At 71.1% G+C, this 25,034-nt stretch carries 21 protein-coding genes and 1 riboswitch; of the genes, 15 read left to right on the plus strand and 6 right to left on the minus strand.

Annotated elements, in window-relative coordinates; all coding sequences use genetic code 11:
- Positions 1-211: 211 nt before the first annotated feature.
- Positions 212-979 (plus strand): TSUP family transporter, encoded by a 768-nt coding sequence (locus ACFVBH_RS19235; protein ID WP_379003023.1) that lies wholly within the window; start codon positions 212-214, stop codon positions 977-979.
- Positions 980-1,106: 127 nt separating this feature from the next.
- Here the strand turns inward: ACFVBH_RS19235 and ACFVBH_RS19240 are convergent, their stop codons facing one another.
- Positions 1,107-3,827 (minus strand): TetR family transcriptional regulator, encoded by a 2,721-nt coding sequence (locus ACFVBH_RS19240; RefSeq protein WP_379003025.1) that lies wholly within the window; start codon positions 3,825-3,827, stop codon positions 1,107-1,109.
- Positions 3,828-4,014: 187 nt separating this feature from the next.
- Between ACFVBH_RS19240 and ACFVBH_RS19245 the strand changes: the two genes are divergently transcribed.
- The 3 genes from ACFVBH_RS19245 to ACFVBH_RS19255 all read left to right on the plus strand — a co-directional run bounded on the left by ACFVBH_RS19245 (position 4,015) and on the right by ACFVBH_RS19255 (position 8,296).
- Complete coding sequence (locus ACFVBH_RS19245; protein ID WP_379003027.1) at positions 4,015-5,541, plus strand: TldD/PmbA family protein; 1,527 nt, start codon at positions 4,015-4,017, stop codon at positions 5,539-5,541.
- A 34-nt stretch (positions 5,542-5,575) separates the two neighbouring features.
- Entirely contained in the window at positions 5,576-6,970 is a 1,395-nt protein-coding gene (locus ACFVBH_RS19250; RefSeq protein WP_379004537.1) for a metallopeptidase TldD-related protein, read from the plus strand.
- 312 nt (positions 6,971-7,282) lie between these two features.
- Positions 7,283-8,296: a S1C family serine protease gene (locus ACFVBH_RS19255; RefSeq protein ID WP_379003030.1), complete on the plus strand. Its 1,014-nt coding sequence runs from the start codon at positions 7,283-7,285 to the stop codon at positions 8,294-8,296.
- A gap of 126 nt (positions 8,297-8,422) precedes the next feature.
- Here ACFVBH_RS19255 and ACFVBH_RS19260 read toward each other — a convergent pair whose 3' ends face one another.
- Positions 8,423-8,692: a helix-turn-helix transcriptional regulator gene (locus tag ACFVBH_RS19260; protein WP_379003032.1), complete on the minus strand. Its 270-nt coding sequence runs from the start codon at positions 8,690-8,692 to the stop codon at positions 8,423-8,425.
- A 123-nt stretch (positions 8,693-8,815) separates the two neighbouring features.
- On the opposite strand from ACFVBH_RS19260, the gene map reads away from it, so the two are divergent.
- Both map and ACFVBH_RS19270 read left to right on the plus strand, forming a co-directional pair.
- A complete protein-coding gene (gene map / locus ACFVBH_RS19265; protein ID WP_379003034.1) occupies positions 8,816-9,583 on the plus strand; it encodes a type I methionyl aminopeptidase in 768 nt (255 codons plus the stop codon).
- A gap of 121 nt (positions 9,584-9,704) precedes the next feature.
- The gene (locus tag ACFVBH_RS19270; RefSeq protein WP_379003036.1) at positions 9,705-10,484 is read left to right on the plus strand and encodes a TetR/AcrR family transcriptional regulator; all 780 of its coding nucleotides are present in this window, start codon (positions 9,705-9,707) and stop codon (positions 10,482-10,484) included.
- Positions 10,485-10,594: 110 nt separating this feature from the next.
- Here the strand turns inward: ACFVBH_RS19270 and ACFVBH_RS19275 are convergent, their stop codons facing one another.
- Entirely contained in the window at positions 10,595-11,311 is a 717-nt protein-coding gene (locus tag ACFVBH_RS19275) for a glyoxalase (RefSeq protein ID WP_379003038.1), read from the minus strand.
- Between the two features lie 124 nt (positions 11,312-11,435).
- Between ACFVBH_RS19275 and ACFVBH_RS19280 the strand changes: the two genes are divergently transcribed.
- The gene (locus tag ACFVBH_RS19280; RefSeq protein ID WP_354988760.1) at positions 11,436-11,819 is read left to right on the plus strand and encodes a PPOX class F420-dependent oxidoreductase; all 384 of its coding nucleotides are present in this window, start codon (positions 11,436-11,438) and stop codon (positions 11,817-11,819) included.
- Positions 11,820-11,945: 126 nt separating this feature from the next.
- Here the strand turns inward: ACFVBH_RS19280 and ACFVBH_RS19285 are convergent, their stop codons facing one another.
- Positions 11,946-12,485, minus strand: a complete 540-nt coding sequence (locus tag ACFVBH_RS19285; protein WP_379003042.1) for a hypothetical protein — start codon at positions 12,483-12,485, stop codon at positions 11,946-11,948.
- 321 nt (positions 12,486-12,806) lie between these two features.
- Positions 12,807-16,442: a cobaltochelatase subunit CobN gene (gene cobN, locus ACFVBH_RS19290; protein WP_379003044.1), complete on the minus strand. Its 3,636-nt coding sequence runs from the start codon at positions 16,440-16,442 to the stop codon at positions 12,807-12,809.
- Positions 16,443-16,474: 32 nt separating this feature from the next.
- A riboswitch (cobalamin riboswitch) is annotated at positions 16,475-16,584 on the minus strand.
- 216 nt (positions 16,585-16,800) lie between these two features.
- Between cobN and ACFVBH_RS19295 the strand changes: the two genes are divergently transcribed.
- From ACFVBH_RS19295 to ACFVBH_RS19315, 5 genes are all read left to right on the plus strand, one after another.
- The gene (locus ACFVBH_RS19295) at positions 16,801-17,121 is read left to right on the plus strand and encodes a hypothetical protein (protein WP_354988763.1); all 321 of its coding nucleotides are present in this window, start codon (positions 16,801-16,803) and stop codon (positions 17,119-17,121) included.
- A 56-nt stretch (positions 17,122-17,177) separates the two neighbouring features.
- The gene (gene cobG / locus ACFVBH_RS19300; RefSeq protein ID WP_379003046.1) at positions 17,178-18,380 is read left to right on the plus strand and encodes a precorrin-3B synthase; all 1,203 of its coding nucleotides are present in this window, start codon (positions 17,178-17,180) and stop codon (positions 18,378-18,380) included.
- A gap of 354 nt (positions 18,381-18,734) precedes the next feature.
- Complete coding sequence (locus ACFVBH_RS19305; RefSeq protein WP_354990516.1) at positions 18,735-18,977, plus strand: hypothetical protein; 243 nt, start codon at positions 18,735-18,737, stop codon at positions 18,975-18,977.
- A gap of 279 nt (positions 18,978-19,256) precedes the next feature.
- Positions 19,257-20,150, plus strand: coding sequence for an alpha/beta fold hydrolase (locus tag ACFVBH_RS19310; protein ID WP_379003048.1), 894 nt, complete (start codon positions 19,257-19,259; stop codon positions 20,148-20,150).
- A 34-nt stretch (positions 20,151-20,184) separates the two neighbouring features.
- The gene (locus ACFVBH_RS19315) at positions 20,185-20,919 is read left to right on the plus strand and encodes a MerR family transcriptional regulator (protein WP_379003050.1); all 735 of its coding nucleotides are present in this window, start codon (positions 20,185-20,187) and stop codon (positions 20,917-20,919) included.
- Positions 20,920-21,007: 88 nt separating this feature from the next.
- Here the strand turns inward: ACFVBH_RS19315 and ddaH are convergent, their stop codons facing one another.
- Positions 21,008-21,949, minus strand: a complete 942-nt coding sequence (gene ddaH, locus ACFVBH_RS19320) for a dimethylargininase (protein ID WP_379003052.1) — start codon at positions 21,947-21,949, stop codon at positions 21,008-21,010.
- A gap of 146 nt (positions 21,950-22,095) precedes the next feature.
- On the opposite strand from ddaH, the gene ACFVBH_RS19325 reads away from it, so the two are divergent.
- The 3 genes from ACFVBH_RS19325 (at position 22,096) to cobJ (ending at position 25,021) form a co-directional block, all read left to right on the plus strand.
- Positions 22,096-22,533 (plus strand): Lrp/AsnC family transcriptional regulator, encoded by a 438-nt coding sequence (locus ACFVBH_RS19325; RefSeq protein WP_354990520.1) that lies wholly within the window; start codon positions 22,096-22,098, stop codon positions 22,531-22,533.
- A gap of 83 nt (positions 22,534-22,616) precedes the next feature.
- Positions 22,617-23,252: a precorrin-8X methylmutase gene (locus tag ACFVBH_RS19330; protein WP_379003055.1), complete on the plus strand. Its 636-nt coding sequence runs from the start codon at positions 22,617-22,619 to the stop codon at positions 23,250-23,252.
- On the plus strand, positions 23,249-25,021 hold the full coding sequence (gene cobJ / locus ACFVBH_RS19335) for a precorrin-3B C(17)-methyltransferase (RefSeq protein WP_379003057.1): 1,773 nt from the start codon (positions 23,249-23,251) through the stop codon (positions 25,019-25,021). Before ACFVBH_RS19330 ends, cobJ begins: the two co-directional genes overlap by 4 nt.
- Positions 25,022-25,034 lie beyond the last annotated feature (13 nt).

The raw sequence follows: 25,034 nt of genomic DNA on the forward strand, positions 1-25,034 counted from the left end.
AATCGGCCACCGATCAATACGTCAAGTGCGCGCGGACCGCCGCGACCGAATTCGACCGGACGGTGCCAGGCGCTCGCTCCACCACGCGCTCGCGGAACGACCGCCGAAGAATGCATCGCGTGCGCGTGGGCTGCTCGTGGGCGGCAGGACCGGGGGCGCGGCGGGCGTGTGTGGTTTGCCCGGGGTTGGCGCGGTCTGCTTGGCTCGGCGGGTGACGGGTGTGGACTGGGCGGTCTTGCTGAGTGCGGCGCTGGCGGCGGGGTGGGTCGACGCCGTGGTGGGTGGGGGCGGGTTGATCGTGCTGCCCACGCTGTTCGTGGTGATGCCGGGGCTGGCGCCGCAAACGGCGCTGGGGACAAACAAGCTCGCCGCGTTCTCCGGCACTACCGCGGCGGTGATCACCTTCGCGCGCAAGGTGCCCATGCGGTGGAAGCAGCTGCTCCCGGCGGCCGCGCTGGCGGGTGTGGCGGCCGCGGCCGGTTCGGCGGCGGTGGCGCTGATCGACCGGGAGCTGTTCATTCCCCTCGTCATGGTGGTCCTGATCGGCGTCGCCATCGTGGTGACCGCGCGCCCGTCCATCGGGGTCACCCTGGCCACGCATCCGCCGACCCGACGCAAGGCGATCCTGGTAACTGCCCTGGCGGCCGGCCTCATCGGCTTCTACGACGGCATCCTGGGCCCCGGCACCGGCACGTTCCTGATCATCACCTTCGCGACCCTGCTCGGCACCGAGTTCGTGCGCGCCGCCGCGATGGCCAAGGTCATCAACTGCGGCTCGAACCTCGGCTCCCTGCTGTTCCTGGCCACCACCGGCCACGTCCTGTGGGCCCTGGGCCTGTCGATGGCCGTCGCCAACGTCGCCGGTTCGGTCGTCGGCTCCCGCATGGCCCTGGCCCGCGGCGCGGGCTTCGTCCGCATAGTCCTACTGGTCGTGGTGACCGCGATGGTCATCCGCCTCGGCTGGCAACAGTTCGCCTGACTTTCGTCACACGACGCCCGGATCACCCGGGCGGCGGACGCCGGGCTTCCGACGCTTCGCCTCCCGAACGCACTCCGGCCGGGCCACCATTCAAGGGTGACCCGGCCGGAAGTTCGGTCGAAACGGTTCAGGCGAGGGTGTTCTCGGAACCGGCGCGATCCCGATCCGAGTCGAGCGCCGAAACCTCGGCGGCGGAATGGGGTTCGGGCTCCGCCGCCGCGCTCTCGTTCGTTGTCGCGGACACCGGTGTCTCGGGTGTCTGCCGGCGCAGCACCGCCGCGCCCAGATGCCGCATCGAAACAGCGAGCCGCGGCTGCGGATTCGCTTCCCGAGCGGGCACGGGACCGGCCGTGGAACCGCCGTCGCCGCTCGCGGCCGCGCGTGGCGCTCCGATCTCCGCGCCGGTCACCGCGTCCCGGGGCGCGAACAGGGGCTCCCGCGGCACCGACCGGAGCTCGCGAACCTCGAACGCGGGCTCCCTGCCCTCGATGTCGGTGTCTCCCGCGGTGTTTGCGGTCACCCCGCCGCCGGTCGCCGCACGCTCCGTCCGAAACGCCCGTGCAGCACCATCTTCGGGCCGACCGCCGGCGACCTCGACCGCCGAGCCCTCCGGATCCGGGGCCGAGACCGGTGCCGAGGTCGAGACCCGCACCGGGACATTTGCCGACCCGCTGTCCGGCACCGGCACCAGGACTGAGACCGGGGCTGAGCCCGGGACATTCACTGAACCGCTGTCTAGCACCCCGACTGAGAACGGGGCCGGCTCCAGGACTGAAGCCGAGGCGGGCACGGGCACGGAAGCATCCACCGGACCGCTGTCCGGCACCGGCACCGGCACTGGCACTGGCACTGGCACTGGCACTGGCACTGGCACCGGGACCGGGATATTCGCCGAACCACTGTTTGGCGCGGGGACTGAGACCGAGGCTGAGTCCGCGATATTCGCCGAACTGCGGTCCGGCACTGGGACTGGGTGCGGGGCTGAGGCCGGCACCGGCGAAGAGACCGGTGCCGGGTCCGGGACTGAGACCGGGGTTGGGTCCGGCATCGGCACCGGCACCGAAGCATCCACCGGACCGCTGTCCGACACCGGACGCAGCGTGCGCGGCCCGGAGCCGCGCCAGGTCGGCTGACCGACCGCACCGGCATCGGTGTCCGGTCCGGCGTCCGGTTCCCGGCGCACGAAGGCGCCGGACTCCGCATCGCGGGCGGTGTGCGAATCGGTCGCGTAGTCCCAGGCCGTGGTGACCTGGGTCGGGCGATGCCGCCGCACCGGAGCGATCGGCGCACCCTCCGCGCCAGGATCGTCCGCCGCCTCGACGTCACCGTCCGAGCCGGTCTCCCGGGCGATACCGGCGGGTTGCTCCACACGTCCGGCCGGTTCGTCCGCGTGCGCAGCGTCGACGACGTTGCGGGCGAGCACTTCTCGCTGGTCCCCGATAGTCGCAACCGGTTCGGGGACCTGCGGCTTGCCGGCACTCGACTGCCGCACAGCGATATCCGCGAGTGCGTCGCCGGCCGGCTCCGCAGGCGTGATAGGCGCGGACAGCGACTCCACCGCCGGAGCCGTGGCCGCGGTTCCCTCGGCCACGGACGCGGTGTTCGCCGTCCGAAGCGCGGCGGCAGAAGCCACGGCCGGTCGATCCTCCACCGTGGCCCGCTCTGTCGCGAAGGGTCCGGCGTGCGTCAAGCCGGAGACCGCGTCGGTGCGCACGGCGTACGACTCATCGGCCGACGGCGTCCGAGTATCGGAAGCGGTGCCGCTCCAGGAATCGGACTGGCGCACCGTGTCCCCGAAGACCCGGACCGCCCGCGACACCTCCGCCGGCGTGGTGATCGCGCAGGCTTCGGCGGTGAAATTGCCGCGGACCTGGACCGTGACCGCCGCGCTGCGCGCCGGTCCGTCCTGCTGCACCGCCGAGGTCGGCCCGGAGCCGGTGTGCGCCCGGGGAACCGGGCCGACGAGCGTATCGCGCAGCGGCGGTTCGGCGGGGGCGAAGATCCGGCTGGCCTGGGAGGCTTTGGCGGCGGGCGAGTTACCGCGCGCCGGAGCCAGGGGCGGCGCCCCACGCCGCGGTTCACCGGGATACGGTCCCGTGAAATCGCGCCGAATCTCCGGTGCGCGCGGCACACTCGTGTCCCGCCGGACCTGGGGTGCGCGAGTGGTGATTCCGCCCGGGCCCGGAGCAGGCTGTCCCGCAACGACTTCGGGCCCGCTCCCGGGACGGGGCGCGGTGAGCCACGGCGCGAGCACGGTGGACGTGGTGTCCTGGATCCGGCGCTGCAATTCGGCCGGATCGCCGCCCGCCCCGCTCTGGAACAGGGCGGTGAGCGCACCGGACACGGCCCCGACCACCGCGCCGACCAGGGCGGCCGCCCCGACCTCGTCGAGTTCGTCGGGGAACGCCGCGCGCAGTTGCTGCGCGATTTCCTGCTGGGCCGACAGTTGTGCGTAGGCGGCCCGGCCACTGACCGCGGGGATGTGACGGGACACCTGCGCGCGGATCACCGCGATGCGTGCCGAGAGTTTGTCTCCCGCTTGCGCTCCCGGGTCGTCGCCGGCCGCCCGCAGCGCTCGCAGCAGCACTTCCACCGGTCGTTCCTCGGGCGTGCGGGCCGCGATGGCGCGTGCGGCCGAGCTCACCCGGTCGTCCGGTTCGGGGAACAGCAGTTCCTCTTTGCTGGCGAAGTAATTGAAGAAGGTCCGGGTGCCCACTTCGGCGGCGGCGGCGATTTCGGCGACGGTGGTCGCCTCGTAGCCTCTGGCTTCGAACAGTTCGGCGGCGGCCTGATACAGGGCGCGGCGGGTGCGTTCTCGTTTGCGATCGCGTAGTGCGGATGGCGGCACGCGGCCAGACGCTACGGCATCCGGACAGCAAAACCTCGCATGTGCAGGGCTTGTCGCGCCCGTTTCCTTGTGTGCGCCTTCGCATCGCGTGCGTTGTTGCAGCGTGTGCACCTTTGCAGCCTGTGAAGCCCGATCGATGAGCGCGTGCTGTTGAACGACCGCCCGGGCACCCTCTAGCGTGGTGCGGGTGAGCATCGCAACCAAGGTCGTGGACGAGGAGTTCCGCGCACTCCCCCTGGCAGCGCTGGCCGAGGCCGCCCTGTCGGCGGCGACTGCGGCGGGCGCGCAGTACGCGGATCTGCGCGTGCATCGACTTCTACAGCAGTCCATCAGATTGCGCGACGGGCGCGTCGAATCGGTGCGCGACAGTACCGATCTCGGGTTCGCGGTCCGGGTCATCGTCGACGGCACATGGGGTTTCGCCTCGCACGCCGACCTCACCGCGGAGTCCGCGGCGGAGGTCGCGCGCCGCGCCGTGACGGTAGCTACAACGTTGCGGGGCTTGAATCGCGAGCGCGTGGAACTCGCCCCGGAACCGCGCTACGCCGACGCGGACTACGTCTCCGCCTACGAGATCGACCCGTTCGCCGTCCCGACCCCCGACAAAGTGGCACTGCTGCTGGACTATTCGGAACGCCTGGGCGCGGCGGACGGCGTCGATCACGTGACGGCCGCGGTGATGCAGGTCAAGGAACAGACCTTCTACGCCGACACCTTCGGCTCGCGCATCACCCAGCAGCGCGTGCGCCTTCATCCCCAATTCGAGGCCATCACCGTCGATCCCGCGGCGGGCGTGTTCGAAACCATGCGCACCCTGGCCGCCCCGGCCGGGCGCGGCTGGGAGTACGTGACCGGCGCGGACGGAATCTGGGACTGGGACGGCGAACTCGGCGCGATCCCGGCCTGGCTGGCCGAGAAGGTCAAGGCGCCCACCGTCGTCGCGGGCCCGACCGACCTGGTCATCGATCCCACCAATCTGTGGCTGACCATTCACGAGTCCATCGGCCACGCCACCGAGTACGACCGCGCCATCGGCTACGAATCCGCCTACGCCGGAACCTCCTTCGCCACCCCCGATCTGCTGGGCGCCCTGCGCTACGGCACCCCGATCATGCACGTGACCGGAGACCGCACCCAGGAACACGGCCTGGCCACGGTCGGCTGGGACGACGAGGGCGTGGCCGGGCAGCGCTGGGATCTGGTGCGCGAGGGCACGCTGGTCGGCTATCAGCTCGACCGGTCCTTCGCCCCGCGCCTGGGCCTCGAGCGGTCGAACGGCTGCTCCTACGCCGATTCCGCGCATCACGTGCCAATCCAGCGCATGGCCAACGTGTCCTTGCAACCCGATCCCGAGCGCGACACCACGACCGCCGAACTCATCTCCCGGGTCGAGGACGGGCTGTACATCGTCGGGGACAAGTCCTGGTCCATCGACATGCAGCGCTACAACTTCCAGTTCACCGGCCAGCGATTCTTCCGGATCCGCAACGGCGAACTGGCCGGGCAGGTGCGCGATGTCGCGTATCAGGCCACCACGACCGACTTCTGGGGTGCGATGGAGGCGGTCGGCGGGCCGTCGACGTGGCAGCTGGGCGGTGCGTTCAATTGCGGTAAGGCGCAACCCGGTCAGGTCGCCGCGGTCAGCCACGGCTGCCCGTCGGTGCTGGTGCGCGGCATCAATGTTCTCAATACCCGCGCCGAGGCCGGGCAGTGATCCGGGCACTCTGGAAAGGATCGATACGGTGAGTGTGCTTCCCGCACCCGAGGTCGTCGAACGGGCGCTGCGTCTCTCGCGCGCCGACGAGGCGATGGTGATCGTCACCGACGCGCACGAGGCGTCCCTGCGCTGGGCCGGAAATTCCATGACCACCAACGGTTCCTCGGTCGCGCGGGACTGGGCGGTGGTCTCGATCGTGCGCGACGCCGCGGGCGCGCGCGTGGGCAGCGTCAGCTCCACCAGCGTGGATCCGGCCGATATCGAGGCGGTGGTCCGGGCCAGCGAGGCGGCCGCGCACGCCGCCGAACCCGCCAAGGACGCCATGCCGCTGCTGGATCCGGGCGCGGTCGACGCCGACACCCTGGACCGGGTGCTCGACTGGGAGGGCACGCCCGCCACCACCGACATCGGGGTGTTCGGGGAGCTGGCCCGCGATCTGTCCCCCGGCTTCGACGGCGCGGACAAGCTGTACGGATTCGCCCACCACCAGGTGCATTCCACCTGGCTGGGCACCTCGGCCGGGATGCGCCGGCGCTGGGTGCAGCCCACCGGCTCGGTGGAGATCAACGGCAAACGCGGCGGCGGCGCGGACCTGGCCAGCGCGTGGGTCGGCGCGGGCACCACCGACTTCGGGGACGTCGATGTGCCCGGATTGCTGGCCGAGCTGTCACGCCGCCTGGATTGGAGCAAGCGGCGGGTGGAGTTGCCCGCCGGGCGCTACGAGACGCTGCTGCCGCCCTCGGCGGTCGCCGATCTCATGATCTACATGGCCTGGTCGATGGAGGGCCGCGGCGCGCACGAGGGGCACACCGCGTTCGCGCGGGCGGGCGGCACGCGAATCGGGGAGCGGCTCACCGATATTCCGCTGACCCTGTACTCGGACCCGTCCGCCGCGGGCCTGGAGTACCGGCCGTTCGTGGCGACCCCGGCGTCCTCGGAGTCGCTGTCGGTGTTCGACAACGGCCTCAGCGCCCAGCGCGCGGACTGGGTGCGCGAGGGCGTGGTGGAGTCGCTGGTGTACCCGCGCGCGACGGCCGCCGAGTTCGATGCCCCCGTCACCCTGCCCGGTGAGAACCTGCTCATGACGGGTGGTTCCGACGCCTCGCTGCCGGACATGATCGCCCGGACCGAACGCGGCCTGCTGCTGACCTGCCTCTGGTACATCCGCGAGGTGGATCCGGCGACGCTGCTGCTGACCGGCCTGACCCGCGACGGGGTGTACCTGGTGGAGGACGGCGAGGTGGTCGGGGCGGCGAACAACTTCCGCTTCAACGAGTCCCCGCTGGATCTGCTGCGCCGGGTCTCCGAGGCGGGCCGCACCGAGATCACCCTCCCGCGCGAGTGGAAGGACTGGTTCACCCGGACCGCCATGCCGCCCTTGCGGATTCCCGATTTCCACATGTCCTCGGTCAGCCAGGCGACCTAGTCCCGCGTCACCGGTCCGCCGGGACCGGCTCACCGGGAAAGGAGTCGGTCCCGATGCGTACTCGAATCGGCCTGGGCGGCCGGGCGGGCTGGGCCGGGCTCGTCGCGGACCTGGCGGCGGGACCGCGCTGACCCGGCGCCGGGGCGCGTTCTGCCGTGGCGTCCGTGTGACGCCTCCACCGCACGGGACGTGTGCGAACCCGCTCGTCCGGGAGGTCCGGCATTGCGCCGGCGGCGAACACGATGCGCTCCCCCGCACGCGCGGGCATCCTGGAACGGTCAACTCGTAATCGTGTACTCGGATGGTGAGCCTATGTCCGACGAAACCGACCCGGCCGCCCCCGCCGATTCCACAGTCCCCGCGAATGCCGCCTCCAGCACCGATGCCGCGTCCAGCACGACGGCCGGCGCCGATGCCGCTGCGCTGGACGCGTATTCGCGGGCGGTGATCGGGGTGGCGCGGGCGGTCACCCCGCACGTGGCCAGTGTGCAGACCCGGCGCGGGAGCGGGTCGGCGGTGGTGTTCACCGACGACGGATATCTGCTGACCAACGCGCACGTGGTCGCGAGCGCGAGCAACGGGGTCGTGGTTTTCGCGGACGGGGCCGAATCGCGGTTCGACGTCGTGGGGGTGGATCCGCTCTCGGATCTGGCGGTGTTGCGGGCGCGCGGGGGCGCACCCGAGGCCGCCCGGCTCGGGGACGCCGATTCGCTCGTGGTCGGGCAGCTGGTGGTCGCGGTGGGCAGCCCGCTCGGGCTGGCCGGGTCGGTGACGGCCGGGGTGGTGAGCGCGCTCGGCCGGTCGGTGCCGGTCGGCAACCGGCGCACCGCGCGGGTCATCGAGGACGTCATCCAGACCGACGCCGCCCTGAACCCGGGGAATTCCGGTGGCGCGCTGGCCGATTCACTGGGCCGGGTGGTCGGGATCAACACCGCGGTGGCGGGCATCGGACTGGGCCTGGCGATTCCGATCAACCGGACCACCCGCCGCATCATCACCACGCTGCGCCACGACGGCCGGGTGCGGCGCGCCTACCTCGGGGTGGTCGGGGTGCCCGCTCCCCTGCCCGCGGACGTCGCCGAACGCACCGGCCGGAACGCCGGGCTGCGGATCATGGAGGTGATGCGCGGTGGTCCCGCCGAACGCGCGGGCCTGCGCCGGGGCGACCTGGTGCTGAGCGTGGCCCGCCGGGAAGTGCGTGACGCCCAGGGCATTCAGAGTCAGCTCTTCGACGAGGCCATCGGCCGCGCGCTCCCGGTGACGGTGCTGCGCAACGGCGCGATGGTCGACGTGATCGCGGTGCCGACCGAACTTCCGGCCGACTGAGGCGGCAGCGGCGCCCGGGGACGTGCGATGGGCCCGTTCCGCACGAGCACCGCGCGCGAAAGGCATCCCGGCGCACGGTGAACGGGGACCGCCGCGATCAACCACAGGCGCGGGGACGCCCGCGCGTCAGGACGCCGAGCGCGCGGCCTCCGCGGTGGGATTCCAGTTCTCGGCGAGCTCTTCGAGCGGGATGCCCAGGGTGCGGCTCAGCGCGACCACCGTGCCGAACGCCGGCGTCGGCAACCGGCCGGATTCGATCTTGCGCAGGGTCTCGGGCGAGATGCCCGCCGCCTCGGCGACCTCGGCGAGCTCGCGCTCACCGCGGGCGGTGCGCAGCGCTCGGCCCAGGCGGCGGCCGGCCTCGAGCTGCGCCGGGGTCAGTGGAAGCCGAACCATGAACCTCACCTGTCTGCCGGTTGCCGCCCGGCGACCCGGGCGGGTGCGGCCGTTCGCCGCGATTGGGATAAAAATACCACGAGCCGCTAGGGTCGGTATTAAAATACCGATTCGGAGGTTGTCATGGTGGAACTCAAAACCGCGGCGGAGATCGCCCGCATGCGGCTCACGGGCCGATTCGTCGCCGAGGTACTGGCCGAACTGCGCGAGCGGGCCGCGGTGGGGGTGAATCTGCTCGAACTGGAAGCCCATGTGCGCGAACGCATTCGACAGCGCGGCGCGGTGTCCTGCTACTGGGACTACGCACCGTCCTTCGGGCGCGGACCCTTCCGCAACACGGTGTGCCTGTCGGTGAACGACGCGGTCCTGCACGGACTGCCCTTCGACTACGACCTGCGCGACGGCGACGTGCTCACCATGGATCTGGCGGTGAGCATCGACGGCTGGGTCGCCGACGCCGCCACCACCGTCACCGTCGGCACCCCCGCCCCCGAGGACACCCGCCTCATCCGCGCCACCGAACTGGCCCTGGACGCGGCCATCGCCGCCGCCCAGCCCGGCAATCGCCTCGGCGACGTCTCGGCCGCCATCGCCGCGGTCGCCGCCGCGCACGGCTACCCGGTGAACACCGAGTTCGGCGGGCACGGCCTGGGCCGCACCATGCACGAGGACCCGCATGTGGCCAACGACGGCCGCCCCGGGCGCGGCTACCGGCTGCGCCCGGGTCTGACCATCGCCATCGAGCCGTGGTTCGCCCGCACCACCGATCGCGTCTACACCGACCCGGACGGGTGGACGATCCGCTCGGCCGACGGTTCGCGCACCGCGCATTCCGAACACACCGTGGCCATCACCGCCGACGGCCCGCAGGTGCTCACCCTCGTCGCCTGACCACCGCGATCGACCCGGACCGTGCGCGCGAACACCCACACCGGCTTGCCCGCGCACCCCGTCCGAGGGTGATCCACGCCCGGACGCGCGCACGAAAACCTCTCTGCACGATAATGATTCGATGAACATCGATGACGTACCGCAGGGCGCCGGAACCGACCGGCCGCAGGCCCCGGGCAACGGGCATCCGCCCGGGACCGAAACCGGCCTGGATCCGGGTCCCGCCGCCGGCGAGTTCACCACGAACACCGCGGACCCGGACACCGACCCCGGCAATGCCGCCCTGGCCACGGCCCTGGCCCAGCTCGAGGGCGGACGCCGCCGCTTCCCCGACGGGCAGCGCCGCATCTTCCTGGCGGCCATCGACGCCTTCTCCGAACGCGGCTTCCACGCCACCACCACCCGCGACATCGCGGCCCGCGCCGGCCTGAGCCCGGCCGGGCTCTACGTGCACTTCCGCTCCAAAGAGGAAGTTCTGCACCGCATTTCCCTGTCCGCTCTGCGGCTGACCCAGCAGGTCGCCGAGGCCGCCGCCACCGGCCCCGGCAGCACCGCCGAACGCCTGGCCGCCACCGTGCGCGCGCTGACCATCTGGCACGCCCGCTACAGCGGTTCGGTCCGCGTGGTGCTCTACCACCTGACCGATCTCACCCCCGATCACCGCGCCGAGGTGACCGAGGTGCAGCACAGCCTGCACCGCCTGATCCGCGATCTGGCCGCCGAAGGCGCGGACGCCGGCGACTTCGACATCACCGATCCGAGCGCGACCGCCCTGGCCCTGCTGGCCTTGAGCGTGGACGCCTCGCGCTGGTATCGCCCGGCCTATCGCAGCACCCCCGAGACGCTCGGCGACGAATACGCCACGCTCGCACTGCGTATGGTCGGCGCCCGCACTTCGTAACCGCACCGGACTTCCCGGCCGGCCGAACCCGCCGGACCTCCCCCGCACCCGGTCCCCGTCGCCGCGCGCCGCCGCGGGCCGGTGCGCCCGAGAGCACCGGCCCCAGCGGGTCAGGCCTCGGTCGTGAGCCAGTCCCGCAGCGCCGCCACCACTTTGAGCTCGTCGACGACCACCGCGCGGTCGGCCTCCGACAGCGCGAGCGTGTCGACCTGTGCCAGCAGCTGCGTCACCCGGCTGGAATCGTCTGCCGCGGCGGCGATCTCGGCCAGCATGGCGAGGGCGCGTGCCCGCTCGACCGGCGTGGCCGCGGTGCCGTACCGGCGCAGGCCGGTCTCGATGATCCGGGCGGCGGCCGCGTCGTCGTTCTTGGAGTCCCGCAGGATCCGGGCGTGGTCCAGTACCCGGGCCAGCCCCTCGAGCACCGCGGCGCCCCCGTATTCGGGGTCGGGTTCATCGCGCTGGATGTAGATGACGGTGTTGCCGACCGGGTCCACCACGGTGAAACGCGTTTGCCCGGGCCGGAACCGGGTGATGCGCGGGACGCCGCGGGCCGGGATGCGCCCGTACTTGGCGCGCAGCGCCGCGGTGAACTCCACGTGCCAGGGTTCGACCTCGTCCACCACCACCAGGCATCCGATATGGGCGCGCTGGGCGTCGAGTTCCTTGGGCGTCGGGCCGAAGTGCAGTTCGAATCCGTTGCGGCGCACCGCACCGTAGCTGTACGGCCGATGCTGCTCGTACGTGACGACGTAGCCCAGCGTCTTGTAGAACTCGAGAGTCTCCGGCAGGTTGCCGCCCCAGAGCATGGGAACCGAAGTCGCCGCCATTACTGCCTCCTCGCACTGTTCGCCTCCGCGTGTCAGCCTACAAACACCGCTGGACACGTGCCTATGACTCGTTGCGGGAAGATGGCCGAGGTCGTCTCGGCCGATCACCGGCTAGGCTGCGGTCGTGGACAATCCCTTCGGCCCGGCCGGGACCGCCCAGTACGTCATGCTCACCACCTTCAAGAAGGACGGCACCCCCGTCGGCACCCCGCTGTGGGCCGCGCTCGACAACGGCCGTCTGTACATCTGGACCGTGACCGACAGCTGGAAGGTCAAGCGGATCCGCCGCAATCCCGAGGTCACCATCCAGCCCTGCGACGTGCGCGGTAAGACCCGCGGCGAAATCGTCAAGGCGACAGCGGTCATCCAGGACGACGCCGGCAGCGACCGCACCCGCTCGCTGATCAAGAAGCGCTACGGCATCCAGGGCTTCCTGGTCGTGTCCGCCAGTGTGCTGCGGCGCGGCAAGACCGGCACCATCGGCATCGAGGTCACCGCCGCCCCGTGATCCCCGGCCCGGGCGCCGCTCCGGCGGCCCCGGACATGACAGGACCGCCGGAGCGGTTGCGTGCCCGGCGGTCCGGTGTGTGCGGGCCCGACTCATCCGGAACCCGCACGCACATACTGTGTCACCTCACGGTTGTTGCCCGCCGATGATCGCACCGATCAATCCGCCGACGCCGCAGCCGATGATGGCGCCGATACCGAAGAACCAGATGCCGATGACGATGCCGACCAGGCAGCCGATCACCGCCCCGGCCACGATGGTCCCGGCGTTGGCCACGTTCTGCAGCGCGACGGACTCGGCGGTGGGCGCCACCACATCGGCGGCGTTCGCCGGGCGGACCGTCAAAGTGGTTCCGGCGGCATCGACTTCGGGCAGCACGCTGACCGTGCGGTCCGCGACCCGGTAGACCAGCGGTAGCGAGGCGATGGTCTCGCCCGACGGGGCGATCACGCTGACCGCGCCCGCCGCCACCTCGAAGCGGCCCCCGGACAGGGTCGTGCTGACCGCGGAGCGGTCCGGCGCCAGGCTGGTGATGTACTCGACCCCTCGATCGACACCACTGATGCCCGGATTCGCGACGGCGGGTTCACCGTGCGCGGTGGCGGTCGCGACGCAGAGCGTGGCGATCGAGAAAAGAGCTGTTGCGGCGAATTTGGCGATTCTCATCCTGCGTTCCTGCCATTGAAAGGCCGATTCGCCGCATGCACGCATCGGGCGTGCACGGAAAGCGACGCCGAAGTCCACGAACGGATTGCGCGTACCGATGCACGCGGCGAATCGGGGAATCCACATCCAATTATCGATCCCAATAACGTGATCGGAGTTCCCGCCGCCTCCCCGAGTGTGACGCCGGGACGATTCTTATGGTCCCCTCAGACTCCGCCCGCGGATAGAGCAGGTGCCGGGGTTGTCCGCTGATGTCCTCAACGTCGCAGCCCCGGCACCCGCCGTCGGCACCGTCGCCGCGGCACGCGCGGCGGAATTCGCCTACTCCAGTTCGCCTTCGGTTTCGAGATACACCTGGCGCAGTCGTTCCAGCGTCTGCGATTCGGGCGCCTCCCACAATTTCCGCTCGGCCGCCTCCAGCAAACGCTCCGCGATGCCGTGCAGCGCCCAGGGATTCGACTGCTCCATGAACTTGCGATTCACGTCGTCGAAAACGTAACTCTCCGCGAGCTTTTCGTACATCCAGTCCGCGACGACATTCGTGGTGGCGTCATAGCCGAAGAGATAGTCGACGGTGGCGGCCATTTCGAACGCGCCCTTGTACCCGTGCCGGCGCATGGCCTCGAGCCAGCGCGGATTGATCACGCGCGCACGGAATACGCGCGTGGTCTCCTCGGACAGCGTGCGGGTGCGCACCGCGTCCGGGCGGGTGCTGTCGCCGATGTACGCCTCGGGATTCTTCCCGGTGAGTGCGCGCACGGTGGCCACCATGCCGCCGTGATACTGGAAATAGTCGTCGGAGTCGGCGATATCGTGTTCGCGGGTGTCGGTGTTCTTGGCCGCCACCGCGATTCGCCGGTAGGCGGTGCGCATGTCGTCCGCGGCGGGCACGCCGTCGAGCTCGCGCCCGTAGGCGAATCCGCCCCAGGCGGTGTAGACCTGCGCGAGATCGTCGTCGGTGCGCCAGCTCTTGGAATCGATGAGCTGGAGCAGGCCCGCGCCGTAGGTGCCGGGCTTGGATCCGAAGATGCGGGTGGTAGCGCGGCGTTCGTCGCCGTGCTCGGCCAGATCGGCCTGCGCATGCGCGCGAACGTAATTCGACTCCGCGGGCTCGTCGAGGTCCGCGACCAGGCGCACCGCGTCGTCGAGCAGAGCCAGCACGTGCGGGAAGGCGTCGCGGAAGAAGCCGCTGATGCGCACGGTCACGTCCACGCGCGGGCGGCCGAGTTCCTCGAGCCCGATCGCTTCGAGCGTGGTCACGCGCCGGCTCGCCTCGTCCCACACCGGGCGCACGCCCAGCAGCGCGAAGACCTCGGCGATGTCGTCGCCGGAGGTGCGCATGGCCGAGGTGCCCCAGATCGAGAGCCCGACCGAGCGCGGGTACTCGCCGTGGTCGGCCAGGTACCGGGCCAGCAGCGAATCCGCCATGGCCTGACCGGTTTCCCACGCCAGGCGCGAGGGCACGGCCTTGGGATCCACGGAGTAGAAGTTGCGGCCGGTGGGCAGCACGTTGATGAGCCCGCGCAGCGGCGATCCGCTGGGTCCGGCCGGAATGAAGCCGCCGTTCAGCGCGTGCAGGATGCGCGCGACCTCGACCCCGGTCTGGCGCAGGCGCGGCACCACCTCGGTGGCCGCGAAGCCCAGCACCCGGCGCACGGCCGAGAGCCGGGATTCGGGCTCGGCCCCCGCGACGGCGATCGCGTCGCCGTCGGGCACGAGCTGCTCGGTGATCGCGTCGATCCCCTGGACATCCCAGTCGATCTCCCCCATGGCCGAAACCAGATCGCGCGCAACACCTTCGAACGTGTCGACGCGTTCGCGGGATTCGTCTCCGGCCTCGCTCAGGCCCAGCGCCTCGCGCAGACCCGGCACGTTGACCTCGCCGCCCCAGAGCTGGCGGGCGCGCAGCATGGCCAGCACCAGATCGACCTCGGCCTCCCCGGCCGGGGCCTGACCCAGGATGTGCAGCCCGTCGCGGATCTGCACGTCCTTGATCTCGCACAGCCAGCCATCGACGTGCAGCAGCATGTCGTCGAAGACGTCCTCTTCGGGCCGCTCGGCCAGGCCCAGATCGTGGTCCATCTTGGCCGCGCGCATCAGCGTCCAGATCTGCTGGCGGATGGCGGGCAGCTTGGCCGGATCGAGGGTGGAGATGTTGGAGTGCTCGTCGAGCAGCTGCTCCAGACGCGAGATGTCGCCGTAGGTTTCGGCGCGCGCCATCGGCGGGATGAGGTGATCGACCAGCGTGGCGTGCGCGCGGCGCTTGGCCTGGGTGCCCTCGCCCGGGTCGTTCACCAGGAACGGGTAGATCAGCGGCAGATCGCCGAGCGCGGCGTCGGTGCCGCACGAGGCGGACATGCCCAGGGTCTTGCCCGGCAGCCATTCCAGGTTGCCGTGCTTGCCCAGGTGCACCATCGCGTCGGCGGCGAAGCCGTCGGGCGCGGCGAGCCAGCGGTAGGCGGCCAGGTAGTGGTGGCTCGGCGGCAGATCCGGGTCGTGATAGATCGCGACCGGGTTCTCACCGAAACCGCGCGGGGGCTGCACGATGATCACCACGTTGCCGAATCGCATGGCGGCGATGACGATTTCGCCCTTCGGATCCGCCGAGCGATCGACATACAGCTCACCGGGCGCGACGCCCCACGCTTCTTCCACGCCCGCGCGCAGATCCGCGGGCAGCTCGGCGAACCACCGGCCGTAGGTCTCGGCCCCGATCCGCAGCGGATTGCCCTCGAGCTGTTCGGCGGTCAGCCAGTCCGGGTCCTGGCCGCCCGCGGCGATGAGCGCGTGCACCAGCGCATCGCCGTCCCCGGCCTCGAGGCCCGGGATCTCCCCCGGCTCGCCGAGATCGTAACCGGCCGAACGCAATTCCTGGAGCAGCTTGATGGCGCTGGCCGGGGTGTCCAGGCCGACGGCGTTGCCGATGCGGGCGTGCTTGGTCGGGTACGCCGAGAACACGATCGCGATGCGCTTGTCGGAGTTGGGAATGTGGCGCAGGCGCGCGTAGCGCGTGGCGATGCCCGCGACCCGCGCCGCGCGCTCGGGATCGGGCACGTAGGTCGAGAGCCCGTCCTCGTCGAATTCCTTGAAGGAGAACGGAACCGTGATGATGCGACCGTCGAACTCGGGCACCGCGACCTGGGTGGCGACATCGAGCGGGGACAGGCCGTCGTCGTTGGCCTCCCACTGCGCCCGGCCGCTGGTCAGGCACAGCCCCTGCAGGATCGGCACGTCCAGGTCGGCCAGCGCGCCCACGTCCCAGGCTTCGTCGTCCCCGCCCGCGGAGGCGGTCGCGGGCTTGGTGCCGCCGGCGGCCAGCACGGTCACCACCAGCGCGTCGGCCGTGCGCAGCTCGGCCAGCAGCTCGGATTCGGCGGTGCGCAGCGACGCGCAGTAGATGGGCAGCGCCCGCGCGCCCTTGTCCTCGATGGCGGTGCACAGGGCGTCGATGTAGCCGGTGTTCCCGGCCAGATGCTGGGCGCGGTAGTAGACCACGGCGACCGTCGGCGCGCCCGCGGGCAGCTCGCGCCGTGTCCGCTCGAGCACGCCCCAGCGCGGCAGTTCCACCGGCGGTTCGAAGCCGTGACCGGTGAGCAGGACGGTGTCGGACAGGAAGTTGCTCAGCTGCAACAGGTTCGCGGGCCCGCCGGCGGCCAGGTAGTTGTGCGCGTCCGCGGCCACGCCGCCGGGCACGGTGGAGCACTCCATGAGCTCTGCGTCGGGGGCGTGCTCACCGCCGAGGGCGACCACGGGAATCCCGCTGGCGCGCACGGTCTCGAGGCCCTCTTCCCAGGCGCGCTTGCCGCCGAGAATGCGAACGATCACCAGATCGGCGCCCGCGAGCAGACCGGGCAGGTCCTCGGGCAGCAGGCGCGCGGGGTTGGCGAGCCGGTAGTCGGCTCCGCTGGCTCGCGCGCTCAGCAGATCGGTATCGGACGTGGACAGCAGCAAAATCACGGGTTTCGGCCTTCCTCGGGTGGACGCGCCCAGCACGGTATGGCACTCGCGGCGAAGGTCTGACTGTCACAGTGGCGCGACCGCACCGGAATTGCACCGGTTTCTTCCATCCGACGAGCCCGCCGATGCTATCGCGCCGGTGTCGCGGCACGGTGATCGCGCCCTCGCCATCGCGCACCGCCGTACACCCCCGATCGAGTCACCGGGTGCGGCGCGGCGGGCTCGCGGTGCGGAGCGAGCCCGCGTGGCCCGGGTCGATCGCGACGGTCCCAACAAGTGGATCGCGGCCGTGTCACAGTGCGGCAAACCCTCGCGTTCACACCTGGTCCGACCAGTTTGCCGGGCGTACGCTGCCGCTATGGCGAACACTCCCGGATGGGTCAGGCGGAACCGTTTCGCCGCCTGGTCAGGATATTTCTGCGTACTGGTTGCCTTCGCGACGCTGGCTATGGCGTTGACCGCGGCGGGCAGCGGACAGACCCGATGGGCGGTGGTGGCCGCCATGATCTGCGCGGGGAGCCTGCTCTTCGGTCTCACGGTCATGATGACGACCGTGCACCGGGACCGCCTGGACGAGCACATGATTCCGAGTCTGCTCAACGACTCCTGGGAGCGGACGCCCGCTTTCGCGCGTGAGCGCGGGCTGCCGGCGTCGATCGAACCGCATCACGCGGGCTGAGTGATCCCGGTACGGCGAGCGGCCCGCCCGGCCGCTCGCCGTACCCTGGTGTGGTCATGACGCGATCCGAACCCGATTCCTGCCCCGGCGTGCTGCGCCTGCACGAGGCTGCCGACGGACCCCTGGCCCGTATCCGGGTTCCCGGCGGGCGACTGAACCCGGAGCAGTTGCAGACCCTGGCCGAGGCGGCGCGGGACCTGGGCGACGGCCGGATCGAATTGACCTCGCGCGGCAACGTGCAGTTGCGCCGGATGCGCGACGCGGCCGCCCTCGAACAGCGGCTCACCGCCGCCGGACTGCTGCCCAGCGCCACCCACGAGCGGGTACGCAACATCATCGCCTCGCCGCTGTCCGGCCGGGTCGGCGGCATCGCCGACGTGCACGGGCTGGTCCCGCCGCTGGACGCCGGGCTGCGCGGCGCACCCCGGCTGGCGGATCTGCCCGGGCGGGTGCTGTTCACCCTCGACGACGGACGCGGGGACGTGAGCGGGCTCGGCGGCGACATCGGCGTGCACGGGGTGGACGGGGAGGTCTTCGCCCTGCTGCTCGGCGGCGCCGATTCCGGCCTGCGGGTACCCGCGGACGCGGCGGTACAGCTCATGCTCACCGCCGCACACGAATTCCTCGACCTGCGCGAGGGCCGGTGGCGCGTCCACGAGATCGAGGACGGCCCGCGCCGGCTCGCCGATCGCCTGCTACTCGCCCACCCCGGCCTGGACACCACCGCGACCCGCGTGGAAACGACCGCGCCACAGGACATTCCGATCGGCTGGCTGACCCAGGGCGACGACCTGGTCACCCTCGGCGCCGGCGTGCGCCTGGGCTCCCTGGAGGCGCGCGTCGCGGAGTTCGTCGCCGCCATCGAGCGCCCGATCTATCTCACGCCGTGGCGCAGCCTGATCATCACCGACCTCGAGGAGTGGGCCGCCGAACAGGTGGTCCGGGTCCTGGCTCCCCTGGGCCTGATCTTCGACGCCAACTCGCCCTGGCTCCAGGTCAGCGCCTGCGCCGGACAACCCGGCTGCGCCAAGTCCCTGACCGACGTCCGAGCCGACCTGGCCGAAGCCGTGGAGACGGCACGGGTCTTGCCCCCATCCACCCCGGCCTTCCCCCGCGACTCCCTCCTCCCCGAGGAGGTGGTCGCCTCCGGCCGCCAGCACTGGTCCGGCTGCTCCCGCCACTGCGGCCGCCCGCGCGGCCCCGTCACCGACGTCACCGCCACCCCCACCGGCTACCGCATCGACCCGCCCGAATCCTGAGCCCGCCGCCGGATCCGGCGGCCGGGAATCCAGCGGTTCACTCCAGCGGACCGGGCAGCGGACCGAAAAACTCGTCGCCCCCGCGGATCCCGCACATCTGCCAGGTTCCGTGCCGTCAGGTCACGATGGCGATATCCAGATCGCTGACGCCGGTGTCATGCCCGCTCACCAGGACCGTGAGATGTTGATCACCACCGCGACAGGGCCGAATCACGGGCCCTGGACAGCTGATGAGCTGCGATGCAACCGATTTCACGCGTGTTTCATCGAATACGGAAGCGCCGAAATTGATTTGGCTTGCCACCCCGATCGCGGCAGACTCGGGGGCGCGATCAGAGGGGGGAGCCTCCTCGCGTGTTCAACGACGGAAGGCAGATCATGAAGAAGCTCGTCACCACCGTGCTCGTCGGCGGAGCCGTGGCCACCGCGCTCATCAGTGTCGCGGGACCGGCATCGGCCTCGACCCCGCGGGCACACACCCCGTGCACCCGCAGCGAAGGCATGAAGCCGGCCTGGGACGTGAACACCGGTAAGCCGGTCATCTGCGTCAACACCGGCGCCACCGGCTTCAAGTGGGTGCCCGACGCGACCCGCTGACACAGCCTGGCCGGACAGCGGGCACTCCCCCGATCACCGGCCGTAGCCGCCGAACCGGCCCCCGCCCGCATCCGGGCGGGGGCTTTGTCGTTGTCGTGGAAGAACATTGCGCCCGGACTCTCCCCTGAGCGAATGGCACGCCCGAATTCCATGCGTAGATGCGCATATTGTCATGATCGAATTTTCAGAGTCCGCCGAACCGTGCCCGCGGGTGCGGGCTTGACCCTGACGCTGCGTCAGGGTTGCAGGGTTGTCCCCATGGTGAACAGCGGTGAGTGTGTGAGTGGGAACGTTCCGCCGATCGGCGGGTTTCAGCGGATCGAGGGCCGGCGGGTGTTCGCGCACCGGATGGGCGACGGCGGCCCGGCCGTGCTCTTCTTCCCCGGGGCGGGTGCGGTGGGACTGGACTATTTCGGTGTGCAGCAGCGGGTTTCGGAGTTCACCACGGCCGTGGTGTACGACCGCGGCCACACCGGATACAGCGACGCCCTGACCGTGCCCCGCACCGCGCGGGCCATCGCCGTCGAGGCGCGAGAGTTGTTGCGGGCGCTGGATATCGAGGGACCCTACGTGCTCGCCGCGCATTCGCTCGGCGGCCTGTTCGCGCACCGGTTCGCCCAGCTCTACCCGGACGAGGTGGCCGGGCTGGTCTGGCTGGACGCCGTGCACCGCGAATGGGACGACTTCATGCCCGCGGCGCTGCGGCTCGCGGTGACCGAACGCTCGGCCCCCGATCTCGACCGGCTCGAAGCACTGCGCCCGGCCCTGCGCGAGATGGGCGAACAACTGCTGGCGGACTATCCCGAGGCGGTGCGGACGGCACTGCTCGATGCCAAAGCCGGCGAATCCTGGTTGCGCAGCGGCATTCTCGAACGCGCGAACCTGGTCACCGTGGCGGCCGAACTGCGCGCGGGCCCGGGCGTTCCCGACGTCCCGGTGATAGCGCTCAGCGTGACCGGGATCGATCCCGGCCAGCGCGCCGTGCTGTCCGACCGCGAACTCGGGCAACAGCGCGCGGGCCGCCTGGCCATGGACGCGGCCTTCGCCGGCACGGTCACGCGCGGCGAACAACGCGTACTCGAGGACACCTTCCATCACCGCCTGTGCTTCGACCGCCCGGACGCGGTCGTGCGCGCCATCCGCGATGTCCTCGACCTGGCCGGGCGTCCCTAGACTCGACGGCGACTCGGACGAACTCAGGAGAACGGTGCTCACGATCGGCCAGCTCGCGGCGACCGCCGGCGTGACCGTGCGCACCGTCCGCCACTACCACCACGTGGGCCTGCTGCCCGAACCCGAACGCGACGCCTCCGGGTACCGCCGCTACCGCGCCCAGGCCGCGGTCGACCTCATCCGCATCCGCACCCTCGCCGACGCCGGGGTCCCCCTGGCCCGCATCGACGCGCTGTTGCACGCGCAGCCGAGCGAATTCGCCTCGGCCATGGCCGATATCGACGCCGAACTCGAACAGCGCATCGAACAGCTCAGCGAATACCGCCGCCGCATAGCGCGATTGGACAGCGGGGAGAGCCTGGTGCTGCCGCCGGAGATCGTCGCGATCCTGCGGCGCATGCGCGACCTCGGCATCGGCGAGCAGCGCGTGCGCCTCGAACGCGACGCCTGGATCCTGCTGCGGGCCCTGGACCCGGGGGCCGTGGCCCAGCGCGTCCGGGACAAGAACGCCCTGTTCGACGACCCGGAGACCACCCGCCTCATCCTGGCCGCCGATCGCGCCGTCGACTGGGATCCCGCGGACCCGCGCCTGGACGGGCTCATCGACGAACTCGATGCCTGGACCGCCGCGCACGAGCGGCCCGGCGCTCCCGCCGGCGATCGGCACCTGATCTCGGCCCGCATCTCCGAGGCCTCCCCCGCCTGGCGGCGCGTGGTCGAGGCGCTCAACCATCGCGCCGATCGGCGCCGCGCGGCCCGACCGGGCTGAAAGACCGGCGCACGGGTGCCGTCGCCGACCGCGACGATCGGCACCCGCGCACCCGCTCGGAGCCCCGACCGGCTCCGCGCCAGGACGTTCAGCCTGCCAGCGGCTCGACGTCCATCAGGTCCTCGTCATCGGGCAGCGGATCGGCGTTCAGCAGCGGCACGCCCTCCGGCAGCGCCGGTGTGCGCGCCGAATGCTGTTCCATGGTGCAGCATTTGACGCTGCCCCCGGCCTTGAGCAGCTCGGACAGATCGATCCCGACCGGCTCGTAGCCCCGCGCCCGCAACTGCTCCGCCAGCGCGGTCGCCCGGTCACTCAGGAACACGTGCCGCCCGTCGCACACCCCGTTTAACCCGAGCACCTCGGCATCCTCGGCGGTCGCGATCACCGCGTCCGGGTACATGCCGGCCAGCAGCCGCGCGCTCGCGCCGGTGAACGCGCCCGGGAAGTAGGCGATGGTGTCGCCGAGCACCATGAGCGCGGTATCGAGGTGGTAGTAGCGCGGATCCACCAGATCCAGCGACACCACCGGCAGGTGGAAGAACTCCTGTACCTCGCGGTGCGCGGCCCGGGAGCTGCGGAACCCGGTGCCGGCCAGGATCCGGTCCCCCGCGATGGCGAAATCGCCCTCCCCCTCGTTGATCTCGGCGGCCGCGCCCAGCAGCGCGAAGCCGTGCTCACCGAGCCAGCGGTGATAGGCCGGACCCTCCTGCGCGCGTTCGGGATTGGCGAAGCGGGCCGAGAGCGCCCGATCGCCGATCACCAGCCCGCCGTTGGCGGCGAACACCATGTCCGGCAGACCGGGCACCCCCTCGATCACGTCGACCCGATGCCCGTGCGCCTCGTACGCCACGCGCAGCGCGTCCCACTGCGCCAGCGCCAGCTCCCGGTCCACCGGCGCCGACGTATCCATCCAGGGGTTGATCGCGTAGCTGACCTCGAAATGCTCGGGTCGGCACATCAGATACCGGCGCGCGCTCGGGCGGCGGTCGTCCGCCGGTTCGGGAGCGCGGAGCGTGGCTGCGGAAGTCAACGAGGCTCCTTCGATACGGGTGGGTCGAACGAGGTACGTACGTGATCACGAAGGTATGTGCGGTACCGTTGCGTCAGAAATAGCGATTCATTGCGCAAATTCGGACATGAGCAACGATTCGTTGCGTCGCCGGCGAAAGGGCAGGCATGGACGAGCTCGATCGGCGCATTCTGGCCCATCTGCTCAAGCACGCCCGGGCGTCCTTCCAGGAGATCGGCGCGCTCGTCGGGCTCTCCGCGCCCGCGGTCAAACGCCGCGTCGACAAGATGGTCGCGGGCGGGCAGATCACCGGATTCAGCGCCCAGGTCAATCCGGCCGCGCTCGGCTGGCGCACCGAGGCGTACGTGGAGGTCTACTACCGCGACAACATCTCCCCCGCCGAACTGCGCCGCAGCCTGGAACCGATTCCCCAGGTCATCGGCGTCTGGACGATCGCCGGGGAAGCCGACGCGCTCGTGCACGTGATGGCCACCGACATGGCCGAGATCGAGGTGACCGTCGAGCGGATCCGCGAGAACGCACGCGTCGGGCGAACCCGCAGCAGCATCGTCATGTCCCGCATTCTCGAGCGCCCGCGCACCTGATCCGGTGCACCCCGAACCGGATTCGGGGTGAGCGCTGCCACCCGGCCCGAGGTCCCGCGCGGGCGAAATCTAGGCTGGACACCATGTCCGACGTGCGCACCAGCTACCTCACCGACGGGGCCGAGATCTATCGGCGCTCGTTCGCCACCATTCGCGCCGAAGCCGACCTGGCCCGGTTCCCCGCGGATGTGTCGCAGGTGGTGGTGCGGATGATCCACGCCTGCGGGCAGGTGGATCTGGCCGCCGACATCGAGTACAGCGCGGGCGTGGTGGCCGCGGCGCGCGCGGCCATGCGGGCCGGGAACGCGATCCTGTGCGACGCCAACATGGTCGCCTCCGGAGTGACGCGCAAGCGCCTGCCCGCCGATAACGACGTGCTGTGCCTGCTGGGCGACCCGCGCGTGCCCGGACTCGCCGAAGCCATGGACAACACCAGATCCGCAGCGGCCCTGGAACTCTGGCGCGACCGCCTCGCGGGCGCGGTGGTCGCCATCGGCAACGCCCCGACCGCGCTGTTCCATCTGCTGGACATGCTCGACGCGGGCGCACCCCGCCCGGCGGCGATCATCGGCATTCCGGTCGGGTTCATCGGCGCCGCCGAGTCCAAACAGGCCCTGGCCGAATACGGCGACATCGAATTCCTGACCGTGCGGGGCCGGCGCGGCGGCAGCGCGATCACCGCCGCCGCCCTCAATGCGATTGCGAGCGAACAAGAATGAGCGGCAAGCTCTGGGGCATCGGCCTGGGACCCGGCGATCCGGAACTGGTGACGGTCAAGGCGGCGCGGATCATCGGCGCGGCCGACGTGATCGCCTTCCACAGCGCCCGGCACGGGCGCAGCATATCGCGCGCCATCGCCGCACCGTACATGCGCGCGGGACAGCTCGAAGAGCACCTGGTCTATCCCGTCACCACCGAGACCACCGAGCACCCCGGCGGCTATCAGGGCGCGATCGACGACTTCTACGAGAGCGCGGCCGCCCGCCTGGCCGAGCATCTCGCGGCCGGGCGTTCGGTGGCGCTGCTCGCGGCCGGAGATCCGCTGTTCTACAGCTCGTTCCAGCACATGCACCGCCGTCTGGCCGACCGCTTCGACAGCGAGATCATCCCCGGCGTCACCTCGGTCAGCGCCGCCTCGGCAGCGCTGGCGACCCCGCTGGTCGAGGGCGAGCAGGTGCTGACCATCCTGCCCGGCACCATGGACACCGACGAGCTGACCCGGCGGCTGCGCGAGACCGACGCCGCCGCCATCATGAAGCTCGGGCGCACCTATCCCGGTGTGCGCCAGGCTCTTGCCGACTCCGGCCGCCTGCACGACGCCTTCTACATCGAGCGGGCCAGCAGCACCCGCCAGCGTGTGCTCCGCGCGGCGGACGTGGACGAGGCGAGCGTGCCGTACTTCGCCATCACCATCGTGCCCGGCCCCGCGCCGCAGACCCGGATCCCCCTGACCGAGACGACGGCGAATCCCGCCTCGAACGCCGAATCGGCTGCGACGTCCTCCGCAGCGCGCGCTACCACGCGCGCAACCGCGCCGAATGACGTTCTCGGCGTGGCGGAATCGGCCGCGAGCTCCGGCCCGGCGGAATCGGCCGTGATCTCCGGCGAGACGGAATCGGGCGCACCGGCCGGGGAGGCCGGCGCGTTCGCCGTCACCGCCGACGCGGCGATCGGCGCCGCGCGCGCGAACGCCTCCGCGGACACGAACTCATCCGCGGCCTCGGCCGGGCCACTGGCCGACGCGCCCGGTGAGGTGGTCGTCGTGGGCCTTGGCCCCGGATCACAGGGGTGGATCACCCCCGAGGTCGCCCACGCTCTCGCCGAGGCCACCGACATCGTCGGCTACGCGACCTATGTGAACCGGGTGCCCGAGCGGCCGGGTCAGCAGCGGCACTCCAGCGACAACAAGGTCGAGTCCGAGCGCGCGGCAATGGCATTGGACCTGGCCAAGCGCGGGGCGAAGGTGGTCGTGGTGTCCGGCGGCGATCCCGGGGTGTTCGCGATGGCGGCCGCGGTGATCGAGGAGTCCAGCGATCCGCAGTGGCGCGCGGTGCCGGTGCGCGTGCTGCCCGGCGTGACCGCCGCGACCGCGGTGGCGAGCCGGGTCGGCGCACCCCTGGGCCACGACTTCGCCATGATCTCGCTCTCGGACCGGCTCAAGCCCTGGGAGGTGGTGGCCGGGCGGCTCGCCGCGGTGGCCGCGGCCGACATGGCGTTCGCGGTCTACAACCCGCGCTCCTCACAGCGCACCTGGCAGGTCGGAGCCATGAAGGATCTGCTGCTCGAACATCGCAAACCCGAGACCCCGGTGATCCTGGGCCGCGATGTGGGCGGTCCGGCCGAGTCGGTGCGGGTGGTGACCCTGGCCGAACTGGATCCGGACGAGGTGGATATGCGCACGCTGCTCATCGTGGGCGCGTCGACCACCACGGTCTTCGAGGCGGCGAACGGACCCCGGGTCTTCACGTCCCGGCGTTATGGTGAATAATATTCCATAGTGG

The sequence above is a fragment of the Nocardia sp. NPDC057668 genome (genome assembly GCF_042799795.1).
Classification (GTDB): Bacteria; Actinomycetota; Actinomycetes; order Mycobacteriales; family Mycobacteriaceae; genus Nocardia.

Bases quoted from the DNA above. Each gene is read 5' to 3' on its own strand.
- ACFVBH_RS19255 (WP_379003030.1), top strand. From the start codon at position 7,283: ATGTCCGACGAAACCGACCCGGCCGCCCCCGCCGATTCCACAGTCCCC.
- ACFVBH_RS19260 (WP_379003032.1), bottom strand. From the start codon at position 8,692: ATGGTTCGGCTTCCACTGACCCCGGCGCAGCTCGAGGCCGGCCGCCGC.
- map (WP_379003034.1), top strand. From the start codon at position 8,816: ATGGTGGAACTCAAAACCGCGGCGGAGATCGCCCGCATGCGGCTCACG.
- ACFVBH_RS19270 (WP_379003036.1), top strand. From the start codon at position 9,705: ATGAACATCGATGACGTACCGCAGGGCGCCGGAACCGACCGGCCGCAG.
- ACFVBH_RS19275 (WP_379003038.1), bottom strand. From the start codon at position 11,311: ATGGCGGCGACTTCGGTTCCCATGCTCTGGGGCGGCAACCTGCCGGAG.
- ACFVBH_RS19285 (WP_379003042.1), bottom strand. From the start codon at position 12,485: ATGAGAATCGCCAAATTCGCCGCAACAGCTCTTTTCTCGATCGCCACG.
- ACFVBH_RS19295 (WP_354988763.1), top strand. From the start codon at position 16,801: ATGGCGAACACTCCCGGATGGGTCAGGCGGAACCGTTTCGCCGCCTGG.
- cobG (WP_379003046.1), top strand. From the start codon at position 17,178: ATGACGCGATCCGAACCCGATTCCTGCCCCGGCGTGCTGCGCCTGCAC.
- ACFVBH_RS19325 (WP_354990520.1), top strand. From the start codon at position 22,096: ATGGACGAGCTCGATCGGCGCATTCTGGCCCATCTGCTCAAGCACGCC.
- ACFVBH_RS19330 (WP_379003055.1), top strand. From the start codon at position 22,617: ATGTCCGACGTGCGCACCAGCTACCTCACCGACGGGGCCGAGATCTAT.
- cobJ (WP_379003057.1), top strand. From the start codon at position 23,249: ATGAGCGGCAAGCTCTGGGGCATCGGCCTGGGACCCGGCGATCCGGAA.